Source organism: Streptomyces sp. NPDC127119 (genome assembly GCF_042677425.1).
Taxonomy (GTDB): Bacteria; Actinomycetota; Actinomycetes; order Streptomycetales; family Streptomycetaceae; genus Streptomyces.
The window spans coordinates 90252-108891 of the sequence record NZ_JBHXTO010000018.1 but is presented as its reverse complement, the minus strand read 5'-3'; the positions used below and the strand labels follow the sequence as shown (position 1 = coordinate 108891).

At 71.0% G+C, this 18640-nt stretch carries 16 protein-coding genes; 6 read left to right on the top strand and 10 right to left on the bottom strand.

Features of this window, described 5'->3' with window-relative positions; genetic code table 11:
- Positions 1-97: 97 nt before the first annotated feature.
- The 7 genes from ACFVH5_RS11740 to ACFVH5_RS11710 all read right to left on the bottom strand — a co-directional run bounded on the left by ACFVH5_RS11740 (position 98) and on the right by ACFVH5_RS11710 (position 7904).
- Positions 98-913, bottom strand: a complete 816-nt coding sequence (locus ACFVH5_RS11740) for a collagen-like protein (protein ID WP_385833362.1) — start codon at positions 911-913, stop codon at positions 98-100.
- A complete protein-coding gene (locus ACFVH5_RS11735) occupies positions 910-1182 on the bottom strand; it encodes a hypothetical protein (protein ID WP_384804791.1) in 273 nt (90 codons plus the stop codon). Before ACFVH5_RS11735 ends, ACFVH5_RS11740 begins: the two co-directional genes overlap by 4 nt.
- A gap of 235 nt (positions 1183-1417) precedes the next feature.
- On the bottom strand, positions 1418-2281 hold the full coding sequence (gene fdhD, locus ACFVH5_RS11730) for a formate dehydrogenase accessory sulfurtransferase FdhD (RefSeq protein ID WP_385833361.1): 864 nt from the start codon (positions 2279-2281) through the stop codon (positions 1418-1420).
- A gap of 7 nt (positions 2282-2288) precedes the next feature.
- A complete protein-coding gene (locus ACFVH5_RS11725; protein ID WP_385833359.1) occupies positions 2289-3149 on the bottom strand; it encodes a 2Fe-2S iron-sulfur cluster-binding protein in 861 nt (286 codons plus the stop codon).
- A complete protein-coding gene (locus ACFVH5_RS11720; RefSeq protein WP_385833358.1) occupies positions 3146-4969 on the bottom strand; it encodes an NAD(P)H-dependent oxidoreductase subunit E in 1824 nt (607 codons plus the stop codon). The genes ACFVH5_RS11725 and ACFVH5_RS11720 overlap by 4 nt, the downstream gene beginning before the upstream one ends.
- 6 nt (positions 4970-4975) lie before the next feature.
- Positions 4976-6901 (bottom strand): molybdopterin oxidoreductase family protein, encoded by a 1926-nt coding sequence (locus ACFVH5_RS11715; RefSeq protein WP_385833357.1) that lies wholly within the window; start codon positions 6899-6901, stop codon positions 4976-4978.
- Positions 6902-6932: 31 nt separating this feature from the next.
- Positions 6933-7904: a 2-dehydropantoate 2-reductase gene (locus ACFVH5_RS11710; RefSeq protein ID WP_384804781.1), complete on the bottom strand. Its 972-nt coding sequence runs from the start codon at positions 7902-7904 to the stop codon at positions 6933-6935.
- A gap of 444 nt (positions 7905-8348) precedes the next feature.
- Between ACFVH5_RS11710 and ACFVH5_RS11705 the strand changes: the two genes are divergently transcribed.
- The 5 genes from ACFVH5_RS11705 to ACFVH5_RS11685 all read left to right on the top strand — a co-directional run bounded on the left by ACFVH5_RS11705 (position 8349) and on the right by ACFVH5_RS11685 (position 12525).
- The gene (locus ACFVH5_RS11705) at positions 8349-9671 is read left to right on the top strand and encodes an OFA family MFS transporter (RefSeq protein WP_107016851.1); all 1323 of its coding nucleotides are present in this window, start codon (positions 8349-8351) and stop codon (positions 9669-9671) included.
- Positions 9658-9819, top strand: coding sequence for a hypothetical protein (locus ACFVH5_RS11700; protein ID WP_384804777.1), 162 nt, complete (start codon positions 9658-9660; stop codon positions 9817-9819). The genes ACFVH5_RS11705 and ACFVH5_RS11700 overlap by 14 nt, the downstream gene beginning before the upstream one ends.
- Before the next feature lie 207 nt (positions 9820-10026).
- Entirely contained in the window at positions 10027-10965 is a 939-nt protein-coding gene (locus ACFVH5_RS11695) for a beta-ketoacyl-ACP synthase III (protein ID WP_385833356.1), read from the top strand.
- Positions 10966-11115: 150 nt separating this feature from the next.
- Complete coding sequence (locus ACFVH5_RS11690) at positions 11116-11796, top strand: GntR family transcriptional regulator (RefSeq protein WP_385833355.1); 681 nt, start codon at positions 11116-11118, stop codon at positions 11794-11796.
- Positions 11797-11844: 48 nt separating this feature from the next.
- A complete protein-coding gene (locus ACFVH5_RS11685) occupies positions 11845-12525 on the top strand; it encodes a TetR/AcrR family transcriptional regulator (RefSeq protein ID WP_385833354.1) in 681 nt (226 codons plus the stop codon).
- A 100-nt stretch (positions 12526-12625) separates the two neighbouring features.
- On the opposite strand, the gene ACFVH5_RS11680 is transcribed toward ACFVH5_RS11685, so the two are convergent.
- The 3 genes from ACFVH5_RS11680 to ACFVH5_RS11670 all read right to left on the bottom strand — a co-directional run bounded on the left by ACFVH5_RS11680 (position 12626) and on the right by ACFVH5_RS11670 (position 16985).
- The gene (locus tag ACFVH5_RS11680) at positions 12626-14272 is read right to left on the bottom strand and encodes an FAD-dependent oxidoreductase (protein WP_385833353.1); all 1647 of its coding nucleotides are present in this window, start codon (positions 14270-14272) and stop codon (positions 12626-12628) included.
- A gap of 50 nt (positions 14273-14322) precedes the next feature.
- The gene (locus ACFVH5_RS11675) at positions 14323-15294 is read right to left on the bottom strand and encodes a diiron oxygenase (RefSeq protein ID WP_384804768.1); all 972 of its coding nucleotides are present in this window, start codon (positions 15292-15294) and stop codon (positions 14323-14325) included.
- A 122-nt stretch (positions 15295-15416) separates the two neighbouring features.
- Positions 15417-16985, bottom strand: coding sequence for a flavin-containing monooxygenase (locus ACFVH5_RS11670; protein WP_385833352.1), 1569 nt, complete (start codon positions 16983-16985; stop codon positions 15417-15419).
- 404 nt (positions 16986-17389) lie between these two features.
- On the opposite strand from ACFVH5_RS11670, the gene ACFVH5_RS11665 reads away from it, so the two are divergent.
- The gene (locus tag ACFVH5_RS11665; protein WP_107016858.1) at positions 17390-18571 is read left to right on the top strand and encodes an ROK family transcriptional regulator; all 1182 of its coding nucleotides are present in this window, start codon (positions 17390-17392) and stop codon (positions 18569-18571) included.
- Positions 18572-18640 lie beyond the last annotated feature (69 nt).

Here is an 18640-nt window from a genome sequence, read left to right as displayed (position 1 = left end):
GTCCAGTACGAGGCCTTCCGCCCGGCACACCGAGAGCACGCACCAGACGCCGCCCGGCCCGCCCTCCGGGCGGACGTCGGGAATTTGACGACAGGTCCTAGTCGCTGACCGTCCGTCGCCTGCGCCGGAACAGCGGCGGTGGCACCGGCGGGATCCCCGACGGGTCGGCGGGCGGGGCCTGGGCCGCGGCCTTGCGGCAGACCAGCGCGTCGGGGTCGTTCGCGGACGCCTGGAAGCTGTAGCCGTCCGGGCAGCCGGGACCGGGGTCGCCCTTCTCCCCTTTCTCGCCTCTCTCGCCCTTCTCCCCCCGGGGCCCGGTGTCCCCTCTGGTGCCCTGATAGCCCTGGGCGCCGTCGGGGCCGGGCGGCCCCGCCGGTCCTCCGGCCCCGTCGGCGCCGTTGTTCCCGTTCGTGCCGTCCGCGCCGTCGGTCCCCGGAGGGCCCTGCTCGCCGGGCTCTCCCGAGGGTCCCGGCGAACCGGACGGCCCCGGCGGCCCGGGTTCGCCGCGCGATCCGCTTGCTCCGCGCTCCCCGCCCGGCCCCGGCTTCCCGCCGGCCCCGGCCTCACCGCCCGCCCCGGTGGCGCCGCGCTCGCCCTTGGCGCCCGGCCGGCCGTGGGCCGCGGTGGGCACCCGCACCCGGTCGAGCAGGTCGTCCACCGCGTCGGAGGGGTCGGGGGCCGCGGGAGTGCCGCCGCCGGCCTCGACCTGGGCGCGCAGCGCGCGTACGTCCTGCGCCAGCGTCGACACGGCGTCACCGCGCCGGTCCGCCTCGGCGCGCAGTTCGTCGGCCCTGCGGTCACCGGCGTCGATCCGCGCCCACAGGATCACCGCGACGCCACTGAGCGCGATCAGCACACAGACGAGGAACATGCTGCGCCAGCGCACGGCGAGCACCCGTTGGAACCTGCTCACGGAGCCCCTCCGAGTCGGTCGATGTCGAGGCGGAGGCGAGCGATCTCCGACTGGTCGGCGACATGCATCGTCGCCAACTCGTCGATGCGCGTGTCGCGTTCGGCGATCTGCCGTTCCAGCCGGTCGCGCTCGGACTGCAGCTTCTCGGTCAGGCTCGAAAATCCGTTCAGGGCGTTCTCGCCCCGCTTTCCCATATATGCCACGAGGGCCGCGCCCAGCACGCCCACGCAGGCAAGTAACGAACCGAACAGGGTCGTGCCGGCATCCAAGTAACCGCCTCCTACCCGGACGACGGGCCGTATGGCGGCCCGTTCGAGGTCGTCAGGAAAACGAGACGGGGGCCACCGGGGTACGCGCCTGCCGCGCGGGTACCTCCGGATGGGTGCTGATGGAGCGTCAGATAGGCGCGTACCACCGCTCTGTGGGCGTGAGGCGGGGCCCCTCCGGCGCAGGGGGCGCTCCCCGCCGGATCGGGGCCCCGCCGCCGTGCAGCGGGGAGACCGGTCAGCCCTGGGCGGCCGCGGCCTGCAGAGCGATGCGGTGCTCGCCCGCGTACACGTTCATGGAGGTGCCCCGCAGGAAACCGACGAGGGTCAGATTGGACTCGGCGGCCAGGTCGACCGCGAGCGAGGACGGCGCCGAGACCGCGGCGAGCACCGGGATGCCCGCCATCACCGCCTTCTGGGCCAGCTCGAAGGAGGCGCGCCCCGAGACCAGCAGGACCGTGCGGGAGAGCGGCAGGGAGCCGTTCTGGAGGGCGCGGCCGACCAGTTTGTCGACCGCGTTGTGCCGGCCCACGTCCTCCCTGATGTCGACCAGCTCGCCGTCCTCGGTGAACAGGGCCGCCGCGTGCAGACCCCCGGTCCGGTCGAACACGCGCTGCGCCGCGCGCAGCCGGTCGGGGAGGCTCGCGAGCAGTTCGGGCCCGAGCCGTACCGGGGGAGTCGTGCCGCCGTGCGTGTCGTCGATCGTCCAGCGGGCCGTCGTACGGACCGCGTCCAGGCTGGCCTTGCCGCACAGCCCGCAGGACGACGTCGTGTACACGTTGCGTTCGAGCGTGATGTCGGGGATGACGACGCCGGGCGCCGTCCGTACGTCGACGATGTTGTACGTGTTCGAGCCGTCCACGGTGGCGCCGGCGCAGTAGACGATGTTCTGCAGTTCGTCCGCCGCGCCCAGCACCCCCTCGCTGACCAGGAAGCCCGCCGCGAGCGCGAAGTCGTCGCCCGGGGTGCGCATCGTGATCGCGAGGGGTTTTCCGTTGAGGCGGATCTCCAGTGGTTCCTCGGCGACGAGCGTGTCCGGACGGGCGGAGACCACCCCGTCGCGGATGCGGATCACCTTGCGTCGTTCCGTGACTCGTCCCATGTCCTGATCAGTCCCGGTTCTGTACGTGCTGGTAGCCGAAGCGGCCCTTGATGCAGAGGTTGCCGTGGGTCACCGGGTTGTCGTGCGGCGAGGTGACCTTGACGATCTCATTGTCCTGTACGTGCAGGGTGAGGTTGCAGCCCACTCCGCAGTAGGCGCACACCGTGGTCGTCTCGGTCTGCGCCGACTCGTCCCACGTACCCGCCGCACGCATGTCGAACTCCGATCTGAACGAAAGCGCGCCCGTCGGGCACACCTCGATGCAGTTGCCGCAGTACACGCAGGCCGAATCGGTGAGGGGGCCGTCGTGCTCCACGGCGATCCGGGCGTCGAAACCGCGGCCGACGACCGAGATCGCGAAGGTGTTCTGCCACTGGTCGCCGCAGGCGTCCACGCACTTGTAGCAGAGGATGCACTTGTCGTAGTCGCGGACGTAGAGGTCGTTGTCGATCCTCGGCTGCTCGTCGACGCGGGCCGCGCCGGGGCCGAACCGGTCGGGCTTGGCCTCGTACTCCTTGAGCCAGCCGGCGACCTCCGGTGTGGTCGACAGGTCCACGGAGGACGCGAGCAGCTCAAGGACGATCTTGCGGCTGTGTCTGGCGCGCTCGGTGTCCGTGCGCACCTCCATGCCCGCCTCGGCCTTGCGAGAACAGGCCGGGACGAGGGTGCGGGCGCCCTCGACCTCGACGACGCAGACCCGGCAGGCGTTCTTGGGGGTGAGGGTGTCGCCCTGGCACAGGGTCGGCACGTCCTTGCCCGCCGACCGGCAGGCGTCGAGGATCGTCGAGCCCTCCGGCGCCCGCACGGGCTCGCCGTCGATCCGGAACTCCAGCAGTCGGCGGGGGATCCCCAGCGATGTCACGGTCATTCGTACGCCCCCAGGCGGTCGATGGCGGATTCCACGGCGTTCCACGCGGTCTGTCCCAGACCGCAGATCGAGGCGTCCTTCATGGCCCGGCCCACCTCCCGCAGCAGCGTGATGTCGGCCGCCGCGTCGGCGCCGGTCCGCTCGACGATGCGGTGCAGGGCCTCCTCCTGGCGCACGGTCCCGACCCGGCACGGCACGCACTGCCCGCACGACTCGTCGCGGAAGAACTCGGCGATCCGCAGCAGCAGGCGCGGCAGCGGCACGGTGTCGTCGAAGGCCAGCACCACCCCGGAGCCGAGCGTCGTGCCGGCCGCCCGGGTGCCCTCGAAGGTGAGCGGGATGTCCAGCTCGTCGGGCCGTACGAAGCCGCCGGCCGCGCCGCCGAGGAGCACCGCGCGCAGCCGCTCGCGTACGCCCGCCAGTTCCAGCAGCTCGCCGAGCGTGGCGCCGAACGGCAGCTCGTAGATGCCGGGCCGGTCCACGCTGCCGGACACGCAGAACAGCTTCGGCCCGGTGGAGGTGCCGGTGCCGATCGCCGCGTACGCCGGGGCGCCCATGGTGAGGATCGGCAGGACGTTGACCAGGGTCTCGACGTTGTTCTCGGCGGTCGGTTTGCCGAACAGACCCTTCTCCACGGGGAAGGGCGGCTTCGACCGCGGCTCACCCCTGTACCCCTCGATGGAGTTGAAGAGGGCGGTCTCCTCACCGCAGATGTACGCGCCCGCGCCGCGCCGGATCTCGATGTCGAAGGCGTAGCCCTGGCCGAGGATGTCGTCCCCGAGCAGACCACGCGTGCGGGCCTGTCCGACGGCGTGCTCCATGCGGCGCAGGGCCCGCGGGTACTCGCCGCGCAGATAGAGGTAGCCCTTGTGCGCTCCGACCGCGTACGCCGCGATCGTCATCGCCTCCACGAGGGAGTACGGGTCGCCCTCCATGACCACACGGTCCTTGAAGGTGCCGGGCTCGGATTCGTCGGCGTTGCAGACGAGGTAGTGCGGGTGGTCGGGCTGCGACGCCGTGGCCTGCCATTTGCGGCCGGTGGGGAAGGCGGCGCCGCCGCGCCCGACCAGGCCCGCGTCGGTGACCTCGCGGATGACCCCGGCGGGGCCGATCGCGAAGGCCTGCCGCAGGGCCGTGTAACCGCCGTGCGCCCGGTAGTCGTCGATCGACGCCGGATCGACCACGCCGATCCGGCCGAGCAGCATCAGCGAGGGGTCCCCGGCCTGCGGGACCGCCAGCGCGGCGGCCGGTTCCTCGGGCGCCGAGTCGGGCGCGCCCGCCGCGAGCACGGCCCGTTCGACGGTCGCGGGCGCCGACACGGCCGTACGCACCGGGTCGCCGGCCTTGACCGCGAGGGCGGCCGGGGCCCGTTCGCACAGGCCGAGGCAGGGGCTGCGCTCGACGCTGACGCCGCTGCCGAGGCCGAGGCGGGCCTCGACGCCCGCGCAGAGTTCCGCGGACCCGGCCGCCGCGCACGCCAGGTCCGTGCACACGTGCAGGACCGTGGCGGGGCGCGGCTTCACCGAGAACATCGCGTAGAAGGTGGCGACACCGTAGGCCTCCGCCGGCGGCACGGTGAGCCGCCGGCACAGGTAGTCGAGGGCGCCCTCGCTGATCCAGCCGATCCGGTCGTGGACGGCGTGCAGCCCCGGCAACAGCAGGTCACGACGTTCCCGGGCCTCTCGCCCGCCGCGTGCCCACCTCAGGTCGGCGTCGGACCGGTCGGCGCCCTCCCACGAAGACTCCGGAGGGCCGAGCAGCGTGTCGATCGCCGCCCGTTCCTCGTCCGTCGGTTTGCTGTCACCGAAGTGCAGGTCCACTTGACATCACCTCACTTGAGTAGCGACCGGCAGTTTTTCGATCCGGATCGCCGACGCCTTGAACTCCGCCGTCCCCGCGATCGGGCAGTTGGCCTCGATCGTCAGCTGGTTGGTGTCCACCTCGTCGGGAAAGTGCATGGTCATGAACGCGAGCCCGGGCCGCAGCGCGGTGTCGACCCACACCGGGGCCACCACCGCACCGCGCCGCGAGGAGACCTGGACCTGCTCGCCGACCACCACGCCGTAGCGCTCCGCGTCCTCCGGGCACAGCTCGACGAACTCACCCCGCCGCATCGGCGAGGCGAAACCACCGCTCTGCACCCCGGTGTTGTACGAGTCGAGCCGCCGCCCGGTGGTCAGCCGGATGGGAAACTGCTCGTCCGTCAGATCGACGGGCGGATCGTGCTGGACGATCCCGAAGGGCGCGAGCCGACCCCGCGCGGCCGGGTCGGACTCCCACAACCTGCCGTGCAGATAGGTCGGTTCGATCCGGTCCGTCCGCGGGCACGGCCACTGGATGCCCTGATGCTCCTCCAGCCGCTCGTACGTCATCCCGTAGTGGTCCGGGGACACCGAGCGCAGCTCGTCCCACACCGCCTCGGAGTCCTCGTACTTCCACTCGTGTCCCATGCGGGAGGCGAGGTCGCAGAGGATGTCGATGTCCTCGCGGGCCTCGCCGGGCGGGACGACCGCCCGCCGCACCCGCTGAACCCGCCGCTCACTGTTGGTGGTCGTGCCCTCGGTCTCGGCCCAGCCGGCCGTCGCGGGCAGGATCACGTCCGCCAGCTCGGCCGTCTTCGTCAGGAAGATGTCCTGGACGACGAGGAAGTCCAGGGCCTTCATACGGCGTACCGCCTGCTCGCTGTCGGCCTCCGACTGCGCCGGGTTCTCCCCGATGCAGTAGACGGCCCTGAGCGAGCCCTCCTCCATGGCCTCGAACATCTCCGTCAGGTTCATCCCGTAGTGCGGCTGGATGACGGTGTCCCACGCCGACTCGAACTTCAGCCGGGTGTCCGGATCGAGGATGTCCTGGAAGCCGGGCAGCCGGTTCGGGATGGCGCCCATGTCACCGCCGCCCTGCACGTTGTTCTGTCCGCGCAGGGGCTGCAACCCGGAACCGAAGCGGCCCACGTGCCCGGTCAGGAGCGACAGATTGATGAGCGCCCGGACGTTGTCCGTGCCGTTGTGGTGCTCGGTGATGCCGAGCGTCCAGCACAGCTGGGCGCGCTCGGCGCGGGCGTAGGCGTGCGCCAACTCCCGTATCGCGGCGGCCGGTACGCCCGTCACCTTCTCCGCGAGCGACAGCGTCCACGGCTCGACGAGCTGCTTGTACTCCTCGAAACCGGTGGTCGCCCGCGCGATGAACGCGTCGTTCGCGAGACCCGCCCGGATGATCTCGCGGCCGATCGCGTGGGCCATCGGGATGTCCGTGCCCACGTTCAGCCCGAGCCAGCTCTCGGCCCACTCCGCCGTGGAGGTGCGGCGCGGGTCGACCGCGTACATCCGGGCGCCGTTCCTGATGCCCTTCAGGACGTGCTGGAAGAAGATCGGGTGCGCGAAACGGGCGTTGGAGCCCCACATCACGACCAGGTCGGTGTGTTCGACCTCCGCGTACGAGGAGGTGCCGCCGCCCGAGCCGAAGGCCGCCGACAGGCCCGCCACGCTGGGTGCGTGGCAGGTGCGGTTGCAGGAGTCGACGTTGTTGGTGCCCATGACCACGCGGGCGAACTTCTGCGCCACGTAGTTCATCTCGTTGGTCGCGCGGGCGCAGGAGAACAGGCCGAACGCGTCGCGCGCCGCGCCCAGGCCCCGGGCGGCCCGGTCCAGGGCCTCGTCCCAACTCGCCCTGCGGAAGGGCTCGTCACGGGAGTCACGGACCATGGGGTACTGAAGTCGGTTGTAGACCTTGGGAGTTCGGTCTCGCTTCCTCATACGGCGGTCCTCAGGTTCTGCATGGGGCTCCTCATGCGGCGGTCCTCAGTGCGAGCAGGTCCGAGATGGCGTGGACGGTGCGGAGTGTGGGCACCGGGACGTCGGTGATCTCCGCCAGTTCGACGACGGCGGCGAGCAGCACGTCGAGTTCGAGCGGTTTGCCGCGCTCCAGGTCCTGGAGCGTCGAGGTGCGGTGGTCGCCGACCCGTTCCGCGCCGGCGAGGCGCCGCTCGATGGAGACACCCACCCGGCAGCCCAGTGCCTCGGCGACCGCGAGCGTCTCGGTCATCATGATCTCGATGACCCGGCGGGTGCCGCCGTGCAGGCACATCTGCCGCATGGTGGCCCGGGCCAGGGCGCTGATGGGGTTGAAGGAGATGTTGCCGAGCAGCTTGAGCCAGATGTCGTTGCGCAGGTCCGGTTCCACCGGGCACTTGAGCCCGCCGGCCACCATGGCCTCGCCGAACTCGCTGCAGCGCACCGAGACCGTACGGTCGGGTTCGCCGATGGAGAAGCGGGTGCCTTCGAGATGGCGGACCACTCCGGGGCCCGCCAGTTCGGTGGCCGCGTAGACGACACAGCCGATGGCCCGGGAGGGCGCGATCACCGCACTGACCGCGCCGCCGGGGTCCACGCTCTCGACGCGGTGGCCGTCGTGCGGGCCGCCGTGCCGGTGGAAGTACCACCAGGGAATGCCGTTCTGCGCGGCGATCACCGCGGTCGAGTCGTGGAGCAGGGGCTCGATGAGCGGCCCGCACGCCGCGTACGAGTTGGCCTTCAGGCCCAGGAGGACGAAGTCGACCGGGCCGACCTCGGCCGGGTCGTCGGTGGCGTGGGCCCGGGCGGTGAAGTCACCGCGCGGACTGAGCACGCGCACTCCGTGCTGCCTCATGGCCGCGAGATGCGGTCCACGGGCGATGAGGTGCACATCGGCACCCGCGCGATGCAGCGCGGCTCCGACGTAGGCGCCGATCGCACCGGCGCCGAGAACTGCCACCTTCACCGGAACCTCCTCGCGAAGAGGTTCCGGCCGTGCCGGCCGACCTGCTTTTCTGCCGGGGGTCCGGGGGTTGCTCCCCGGGATAGCACAGTCACTTGGGGGCTCCGTTCGGTCGAGGGTACCGAGGAGACGCTGAACAGCGTTGAAGCGTGATGAACCATGTCGACTGAATATTGTCTACAGTATGGGAGTTGGGGCAGCAAGGGTTCGCGCAGCACCTGGGACGAGGCGTCCGCGGGCGCCCTCGCGGGTTGGAGCCGGCTCAAGGGTTCGCTGAGGGTCGTCTCCCGAACACCCTTGGTAGAGAGACGGAGTTCGGCCGGAAACACCGTTCGTCGGCCGAAACCGACCGTTCACCGCAGCCCGCATACCGTTCACCGCATACGGTCGACCAGTTGGGGCGGACCGCCTTCCCAACTGAACAACCGCTTCCTATCGTCCGGGATCATGAGTCCCCCTGTAGCCCCACCGGGCTGGAGCCGCTGGCTGGTCCCGCCCGCGGCCCTGTCGGTCCACCTCTCCATCGGACAGGCCTACGCCTGGTCCGTGTTCAAGCCCTCCCTGGAGTCCGCGCTCGACCTCAGCGGCACCCAGAGCGCCCTGCCCTTCCAGCTCGGCATCGTGATGCTCGGCCTGTCCGCCGCGTTCGGCGGCACGCTCGTGGAGCGCAACGGGCCGCGCTGGGCGATGACGGTCGCCCTGATCTGCTTCTCCTCGGGCTTCCTGATCTCCGCCCTCGGCGCCGCCACCGAGCAGTACTGGCTGATCGTGTTCGGCTACGGCTTCGTCGGCGGCATCGGCCTGGGCATCGGCTACATCTCGCCCGTCTCCACGCTCATCAAGTGGTTCCCGGACCGGCCCGGCATGGCCACCGGCATCGCCATCATGGGCTTCGGCGGCGGCGCGCTGATCGCCTCGCCGTGGTCCGCGCAGATGCTGGAGTCCTTCGGCTCCGACAGCTCGGGCATCGCGCTCGCCTTCCTCGTGCACGGACTGACGTACGCCGTCTTCATGTCGCTCGGTGTGCTGCTCGTGCGCGTGCCGCGCCCCGCGAAGACCGCGGCCGACGGCACCCCGGCCCCGCTGGAGGGCGTCCAGGTCTCCGCGAACAGTGCCGTGCGCACCCCGCAGTTCTGGCTGCTGTGGATCGTGCTCTGCATGAACGTGACCGCGGGCATCGGCATCCTGGAGAAGGCCGCGCCGATGATCACGGACTTCTTCGCGGACACCTCGACCCCCGTCTCGGTGTCGGCGGCGGCCGGTTTCGTCGCGCTGCTCTCGGCGGCGAACATGGCGGGCCGCATCGGCTGGTCGTCCACGTCCGACCTGATCGGGCGCAAGAACATCTACCGCGTCTACCTGGGCGTCGGCGCGCTGATGTACGCGCTCATCGCCTGGGTCGGGGACTCCTCCAAGCCCGTCTTCATCATCGCCGCGCTGGTGATCCTCTCCTTCTACGGAGGCGGCTTCGCGACCGTCCCCGCCTATCTGAAGGACCTCTTCGGGACCTACCAGGTCGGTGCGATCCACGGGCGGCTGCTCACCGCCTGGTCCACGGCCGGGGTGCTCGGACCGCTGATCGTCAACTGGATCGCGGACCGGCAGGAGGAGGCCGGCAAATCCGGAGCGTCCCTCTACGGACTGTCACTGGTCATCATGATCGGACTGCTCGCCGTCGGGTTCGTGGCCAACGAACTCGTCCGGCCCGTCGACGCCCGCCACCACGTCCCCGCCCAGAAGAAGAAGGAGGCCGCCGATGTCCACGAGTGACAGCAGCCCGCCGGGCGGTGCCGCGGCGGACGGCCCGGTGCCCGACCGCCGCCCGCTGATCGTCTTCGCCTGGGTCTGGGTGGGAGCGCCGCTGGCCTATGGTCTGTACGAGCTCGTACAGAAAGCGACCCAGTTGTTCACGGGATGAACACCCGCCCGCGACCATGGGCGGGCCGCCGGGCGTGATCATGGGATAGGTACCCGAACGTCCGCTGGAGGGGTGTTCGGGCGTCCGAGGGTCTGACGGAAGCCGACAAGGGTGACGCGGCAATCCTGTGACTTTACGTGCCCGCGTACCCGTGAGTACCTGATCAGACTGGTGAGTCCCGTTACCCCGGCAAGCAAGGGACCGCCCATGAACGGCTCACGCATCACCGCCGTCGGCCACTACCAGCCCGCCAGGGTTCTCACCAACGAGGACCTGGCGGAGCTGGTCGACACCAGCGACGAGTGGATCACGAGCCGGGTGGGCATCCGTACCCGCCACATCGCCGGACCCGACGAACCGGTCGACGAGCTGGCCGCGCACGCCGCCGCCAAGGCCCTGGCCGCCGCCGGCCTCACCCCCGAGGACATCGACCTCGTCCTGGTGGCCACCTCCACCGCCGTCGACCGCTCGCCGAACATGGCCGCCCGCGTCGCCGCCCGCCTCGGCATCCCGTCACCGGCCGTGATGGACCTGAACGTGGTCTGCGCCGGCTTCACGCACGCGCTGGCCACCGCCGACCACGCCGTACGGGCCGGGGGCGCGACCCGCGTCCTGGTGATCGGCGCCGACAAGATGTCCGAGGTCACCGACTGGACGGACCGTACGACCTGCGTCCTCGTCGGGGACGGGGCGGGCGCCGCCGTCGTCGAGGCCGCCGAGGAATCCGCCATCGGACCGGTGCTCTGGGGCTCGGTGCCCGAGATGGGGCACGCGGTACGCATCGAGGGCACCCCCGCCCGGTTCGCGCAGGAGGGCCAGAGCGTCTACCGGTGGGCCACCACCAAACTGCCGGCCATCGCGCGCAAGGCCTGCGAGCGCGCCGGAGTCACCCCCGAGGACCTCGCCGCGGTCGTGCTGCACCAGGCGAACCTGCGGATCATCGAACCCCTCGCCGGGAAGATCGGCGCCGTGAACGCCGTCATCGCCCGCGATGTCGTCGAGTCCGGCAACACCTCCGCCGCCAGCATCCCGATGGCCCTGTCCAAGCTCGTCGAACGCGGCGAGATCTCCACCGGCGACCGCGTCCTCCTCTTCGGCTTCGGCGGCAATCTCTCGTACGCGGGTCAGGTCATCCACTGCCCGTGACCTGCGGGTCCTGCGGAGTGTGACGAGGCCAACTCCCCCTCGGCCTGGCCCTTGTGCGCCGTAGACTGTAGACGAAAGACAATTGATACTGGCTTTCAGGCTGCCGTGCCGTCGGCGCACACGCCGCCACTGCCCAGGAGGGGGACCGCGATGTTGTCGACCGGACTGCCGCAGGGGTCCGTGCCGAAGCTCGAACGGCCGGGGCCGCTCAGGGACCGCGTCTACGAGGCCCTGCTCGAACTGATCACGACACGCGCCCTCCAGCCCGGTCAGCACCTGGTCGAGAGTGAACTGGCCGGACACCTCGGGGTCTCCCGGCAGCCCGTGCGCGAGGCGCTGCAGCGGCTCAACACGGAAGGGTGGGTCGATCTGCGGCCCGCCCAGGGCGCGTTCGTGCACGAGCCGACCGAGGCGGAGGCGGACCAACTCCTCACCGTGCGCACACTGCTGGAGGCCGAGGCCGCCCGGCTCGCGGCGGCCAACACGGGCACCTCCGACATCGCCGACCTGGAGGCGCTGTGCGCCGAGGGCGAGGCGGCCGTGGCCGCCGACGACGTGGACGCCGCGGTCGCGACGAACGCCCGCTTCCACGCCAAGGTCATGGACCTCGCCGGGAACACGGTCCTCGCCGAACTGGCCGCGCAGGTCGACCGGCGGGTGCGCTGGTACTACACCCCGGTCGCCCGGCAGCGCGGGCAGCAGTCCTGGATCGAGCACCGCGACCTGATCGCCGCGATCGCGGCCCGCGACGAACAGCGCGCGACCGAGGTCATGCGTACCCACACCGAACACACCCGCACGACGTACCACGCCCGCCCGCGTGACCAGTAGTGGTTCGTCGCGTCCGTGCCCTCGCCGGGACGTCGGTAGTGTGGCGAGATGGCTGACAGAACCGGCGGCGAGCCGCAGACCGACGGGCGCTCCACCCGCTGGGACGACCACAAGGCGCAGCGACAGCTCGACCTGGTGGACGCGGCGGTGGCCCTCATCGAGGACGAGGGCACGCGCTTCAAACTGCAGCGGCTGGCGGAGCGCGTGGGGCTGCCGCGATCGGTGCTGTACCGCCACTTCAAGGACCGCGCCACGCTGGACGAGTTGATCCGCCGGCGGGTGGTGGAGTCGTTCATGCGGGGGATCGAACCCACCCTCACCTTCGACGGGACGATCGAGGAGTCCGTACGGCGCGTGGTGGGCGCGCATCTGGACTGGGTGTCCCAACACCCGCGCCTGTACGCCTACATGGGCGTCGGGGAGCACGCGATGGGCGACGGGTCGCTGGTCGCGGACACCAAGGCGGCCATCGCGCTGATGCTCAGCGACCGGTTCGGGGACGTGCTCAAGGCACTGGGGGTGCCCGAGGCGCCGATCCGGTCGGTGGCGATCGGCATCGTGGGCTTCGTGGACACCTCCGTCAACCAGTGGGTGCGCGACGAGCAGCGCGAGCTGTCCGAGGAGGAGCTGCGCGAGATGCTGTGCCGTTCGGTCTGGGCGGTGCTGGACGCGACACTGCGCAACCTGGGTGTGGAGCTGTCGCCGCAGCAGCGCGTGGCGGATCTGTAGGCGTTTTCAGCCGGATCGGCGGAGGGTCTGAGCCCTCCGCCCCGGGCTGTGCGGGGGTCGGCGTGGGTGTCGGCCGTGTGCTCCCCGGGCCTTGTGGGTATCAGCCGCGTGCCGCCGTCGCCGGGACGGCGCGTGCGGCCCGGCGCAACGACTCGGTGTCCGTGAACTTCACGCGCGGACGGCCCTGTGCCTCGCCCGCCGCCCGTTCCGCACGGTCTATCGCACGCCAGGCGTCCACTCCCAGCGCGTCCACTCCCGGAGCGGTCACTCCCAGCGCGTCCGTCGTCGTCCTGACACCGCCGCGCACCGGCTGTGCGAGCCGACCGGCGGCGAAGTCGTCGAGAAGGGACTCGACCGTCTCGTGGGCGCAGGTCTTGTTCGTCCCGATGAAGCCGGTGGGCCCGCGCTTGATCCAGCCCGCGACGTAGACGCCCGGCTCGACCCTGCCGCCCTCGTGGGGGACGGTCGCGCTGTCCTCGTCGAAGGGCAGGCCGGGGACGGGCCGGGCGCGGTAGCCGACCGAGCGCAGGACGAGACCGGTCTCCAGGGCCTGTGTCCCGCCGGTGGGCAGGGCGCGTACGGAGCCGTCCTCGTCCGTGTGCAGCGCGGTGGCGGTGACCTCCAGGGCCCGGACGGACGTGTCTCCGGTGAGGCGGACGGGACTGGTCAGGAAGCGCAGCACGATACGGCGGCGGCCCCCGACCGGCGTCCGGGCGGCCAGCCGCGACAGCAGCCGGGTCTTCTCGGTGGCGGCGGGGTCCAGACCGTCCGGCCAGCCCTCGACGCGGACGTCCACGTCCTCGACGGCGGAGAGGGCGAGCAGTTCGGGCACGGTGAAGGCCGCCTGGGCGGGGCCGCGCCGGCCCAGCAGAACGACCTCACGGACCTTGCTGGCGCGGAGCGCGGCGAGCGCGCGGTCGGAGATGTCGGTACGGGCCAGGACGTCGGGGTCGGCGGTGAGGATGCGGGCGACGTCGAGGGCGACGTTCCCGTTGCCGATGACGACGGCCCGCTCGGTGTCCAGGTCGTACGCGTCGTCCGCACGGTCGGGGTGGCCGTTGTACCAGGCGACGAAGTCCGTCGCGGAGGCGCTGCCCCGCAGGTCCTCGCCCTCGATGCCGAGGCGCTTGTCGGTCGCGGCGCCCACCGCGTAGATCACCGCGTGGTGCTCGCGCAGGAGATCGGCGTGCGTGAGGTGGGTGCCGACCTCGACGCCGAGGCGGTAGCCGAAGCCGGGCTGGGACTCGATGGTCCGGAAGAGCTGGGTGACCTGCTTGGTGTCCTGGTGGTCCGGTGCGACACCGGCCCGCGCGAGACCGTACGGCGTGGGGAGGCGGTCGTGGACCGTGACGCGTACACCGGGGTGGCGCAGCAGCTCGTCGGCGGCGAAGAGACCGGCGGGCCCCGCGCCGACGACGGCGACGGACAACTCGCCCGCCGGGAGCTCGCGTTGCCGGGGCACGACGTACATGGGTGTGCGGTCGGCGTGCGGGTTCTCCTTGTAGTAGGAGGCGTTCAGTTCCAGGAACGGCAACTCGGGCTCGCCGAGGGCCGTATGGGGCTTGAGCGCGTCCACCGGGCAGGCGGTCGTGCAGGCGCCGCAGTCCACGCAGGTGAGCGGATCGACGTACAGCATCTCGGCCGTCGCGAATCCGGCTTCGCCCGGCGCGGGGTGGATGCAGTTGACCGGACAGGCCAGCACGCAGGAGGCGTCGGCGCAGCAGGATCGGGTGACGACGTACGGCACGGCGGGCTGGTCTCCGTTCGGGGGAAGGGCGAGGCGCGGCTGGTGGCGGCTCAGTCGGTGTGCAGGGCGGCGGGCTCACCGCGGAAGCGCGCCGGGCGGCCGTCGATGCGCAGGGCCTTCCACAGGGGCCGGGACACCTTGTTCATCAGACCGATGTCCTGGGCGAGCATCCGCACGTCGGAGAAGAGGTCGTGGAGCATCCGCTGCCCGGCCTCGGACTTCCAGAAGACGTCCTTGACCACCCAGGCCGGGATGCCGACCTGGGCGGCGGACTTCCGGTCGGGGATCATGATGACGTCGCACAGGGACCGCATGATCAGCGGGAACAGGACGGACAGGGCGCCGCGGCGGACCTTGCCGAAGCGCGGCACCCGCAGACGCAGGAACTCATGCGCGAAGGAGATGTGCCGGGCCTCCTCGGCGATGTGGATCTGCATGATCCGCTGCGGGAGGGGATGCACCGGCTCCCCGCTGCGCAGGGCGCCCTTCTGCAGGTGGTCGATGGGCTCCTCGCCGGCCAGGATGCCGGTGAAGAACGCCTCGGGGTAGAGCGAACCGGCCAGCGGCAGGATGCGGCTGAGCTGCCGGAACCAGCGCTTGCCGCCCGCGGTGTCCACGCCGGTGCGGTTGACCAGCTCCTGGAACATCTGGGTGTGGTGGGTCTCCTCGGTGATCTCGTGGGTGAGATACCTGAACTCCTGGTCCCGGTTGTCCAGTTGGTAGATGTAGTCGAGGGCTCCGCGCATGAGGAGGTTCTCGAACTGCATGCCGACCTTCGCGATGACCGCCCAGCGCCAGATCCCGATCCGGATGCGGGCTTCGAGCGACTGCTCCTGGTACCAGGGGTGGGCGCCCAGGGCGTCCGCGCTGGTGAGCACCCAGCGCGGGTCGTCGAGGTCCACGGCGAACTCGGGGTCGTCCCACCTGATGTCGACGAAGGCGTTGAAGTTGACGTTCACGGAGCCCTCGGACAGGGTCCGCAGGCGCTCGTCGTAGAGCTTCCTGGTCAGGTGCGCAGTCATCTTCGTCCTCGGTTGTCTGCTCGGCCGCCATGGGGGGAGGCGGGTGCGCGGGCCGGTGCGTGCTGTGCATTCGTACGGGGCTGGGGGTGGGGCTTTTTTTTGGGGGGGTGCGGGCCGGACGGTCAGGCGACGCGAGGGGCTTCCTGGGCGCCTGCCTCGGTGTCCGCGATGCCCGAGGTGGACGTGGTGGGCGTGTCCGTGGCGGGCGTGCGTACGGAGGTCTGCGGCCCCGCCGTGGTGAAATGCAACGGGCCGTCCTCGACGGGGGCGTCCCGGAGCATGGCGCGGTCGCGGTAGTAGCTGTTCCACAGCCGCCACGGGGCGCGGGTGCCCTGGCGCGGCATGACCTCGTCGGCGCGGGTGATGTAGCCGGAGGTCAGCGCCTCGCCCATGACGGAGGCCGCCGAGCGGTCACCGTCGGAGGCCACCGGGGTGGCGACGTCGTGCCCTTCGCGCCGCATGTGCGCGATGAGCCGGGCGGTGTAGTCGGCCGCCAGGTCCGCCTTCAGGGTCCAGGAGGCGTTGGTGTAGCCGATGACGAGGGACATGTTGGGGACGCCCTCCAGCAGGACCGCCTTGTAGAGGACGCGGTCCTTGACGTCCACCGGGCGGCCGTCGACGGTGAGCGCCATACCGCCCAGGAGGCGGACGTTCAGGCCCGTGGCGGTCACGACGATGTCGGCCTTCAGTTCCTCGCCGGACTTCAGCCGGATGCCGTCGGCGGTGAAGGTGTCGATGTGGCCGGTGGCGATCGACGCCTTCCTGCTCCTGAGCACCTTGAACAGGTCGCCGCCGGGGACGACGCACAGCCGCTGGTCCCAGGGCTTGTACGCCGGGCTGAAGTGGCGCATGTCGACGTCCCTGCCGGCCCGGACCCGTACCAGCCCGAGAAGAATCCTGCGGGCGAGGCGCGGGTACCTGCGGCAGAAGACGTAACTCCCGCGCTGCAGCGCGATGTTGCGGGCGCGGGCGATCCTGTGCGTCAGCCGGGCCGGGGCGCGCAGCAGCTGCAGGACGCGGGTGAGCGGGTCGATCTCGGGCAGCCCGAGGACGTAGGTGGGGGAGCGCTGCAGCATGGTGACGTGCGCCGCGTCGTCCGCCATCGCGGGCAGCAGGGTGATGGCGGTGGCCCCCGAACCGATGACGACCACGCGTCGGCCGGTGTGGTCGAGATCGGCCGGCCACTGCTGCGGATGGACCAGGGTGCCCCGGTAGTCGGCCTCGCCCGGGAACCGCGGCCGATAGGGGGTGTCGTAGTCGTAGTAGCCGGTCGATCCGATGACGTAGCCCGCGCTGTACGACTCGCGCGCGCCGGTGCTCTCGTCCTCGACCTCGACGGTCCAGCGGCCGGTGGCGTGCGAGAAGTCGGCGCCGATCGCCCGGCGGCGGAAGCGGATGCGCTCCAGCACGCCGTCGTGGGCCGCGGTGTCCTCGACGTACTGCCGGATCTGCGCGCCCTCGGCGAGGATGCGCGCGTCGTGCCAGGGGCGGAACCCGAATCCGAAGGTGTGCATGTCGGAGTCGGAGCGGACACCGGGATACCGGAAGAGGTCCCAGGTGCCACCGACGCGGGCACGGCGTTCCAGGACGACGAGTGACGCGCCCGGGACGGCACGCAGTACGTGGCATGCGGCACTGACACCGGAGATTCCGGCGCCGATGACCAGGACGTCGACGTGCTGCTGCTCCATCGCGAAGGATCCTCACTGACGACTGACGGCTACTCAGAAACATGGCTCGACTTCAGCGCGCTCCCCGCAATTTACCTGCGACACCATGTTTCAGATACCCCCGGTAACGTGTCGTGGATCACAGCGGGAGCCACAAGGTTGGGCGATTGGCACCGGTATGCGCCCCGGCAGGGGTGCGGGGAACTGCGCGACCGGCCGCGACGTACCCGCAGCCAAAGAACCACCCCCGGGCGGAGCCCGGACTGCCCCGCGAGCCTCCGGCGCACGCTTCTTTGTCCACTCAGTGGAAAAAGTAAGAGGTAATTCCTGCGCAACTTCTTCCCACCCCCGGCAGCCACTGCTACGTTCCCCTCGAAAGACAACGACGGCGGTGCCGATGAGGCGGGGAGGGGCTCGTGAGACGTATGACAGCGCGACCCGGGAACGCCCACCAGGCGCGCCTGCTCAGACTGCTGCGTGACGGCGGCCCCAACTCGCGGGCGCAGCTGGGGGATCAGGTCGATCTCTCCCGGTCGAAACTGGCCGTGGAGGTCGAACGGCTCCTGGAGACCGGCCTCGTGGTGGCCGACGGACTCGCCGCCTCCCGCGGCGGCCGCAGGTCCCACAACATCCGGCTCGCTCCGGCGCTGCGCTTCCTGGGCGTCGACATCGGGGCCACGTCGATAGACGTCGCCGTCACCAACGCGGAGCTGGAGGTGCTGGGACACATCAACCAGCCCATGGACGTACGCGAGGGCCCGGTCGCGGTCTTCGAGCAGGTCCTGTCCATGGCGGCGAAGTTGAAGGCATCGGGACTCGCCGAGGGGTTCGACGGCGCCGGCATCGGGGTACCCGGTCCGGTTCGCTTCCCCGAGGGTGTGCCGGTCGCCCCGCCGATCATGCCGGGCTGGGACGGATTCCCCGTCCGCGAGGCGCTGAGTCAGGACCTCGGCTGCCCCGTCATGGTCGACAACGATGTGAACCTGATGGCGATGGGGGAGCAGCACGCGGGCGTGGCCCGCTCCGTGGGCGACTTCCTCTGCGTCAAGATCGGTACCGGTATCGGCTGCGGGATCGTCGTCGGCGGAGAGGTCTACCGCGGTACGACGGGCAGCGCGGGCGACATCGGCCACATCCAGGCCGTACCGGACGGCCGTCCGTGCGCGTGCGGCAACCGGGGCTGCCTGGAGGCCCACTTCAGCGGAGCGGCCCTGGCCCGCGACGCCACGGACGCCGCCCACCAGGGACTTTCCCAGGAACTCGCGGCACGACTGGAGGCGGCGGGCGCCCTGAGCGCCATCGACGTCGCCGCCGCCGCTGCCGCGGGGGACGCCACCGCGCTCGATCTGATCCGCGAGGGCGGTACCCGCACCGGCCAGGTCATCGCCGGACTCGTCAGCTTCTTCAACCCGGGCCTGGTGGTCATCGGCGGCGGAGTGACCGGCCTCGGCCACACCCTGCTCGCCGCGATCCGCACCCAGGTCTACCGCCAGTCGCTGCCTCTCGCGACCGGCAACCTACCCATCGTCCTGGGGGAGTTGGGCCCCACCGCCGGAGTCATCGGCGCGGCCCGCCTCATCAGCGACCACCTGTTCTCACCCGCGTAACACCCGCTTCCAGAGCCGCACACACGCCACTTCTCCCTGAGCCGACCCCGGAACCAGCAGCCAGTCACC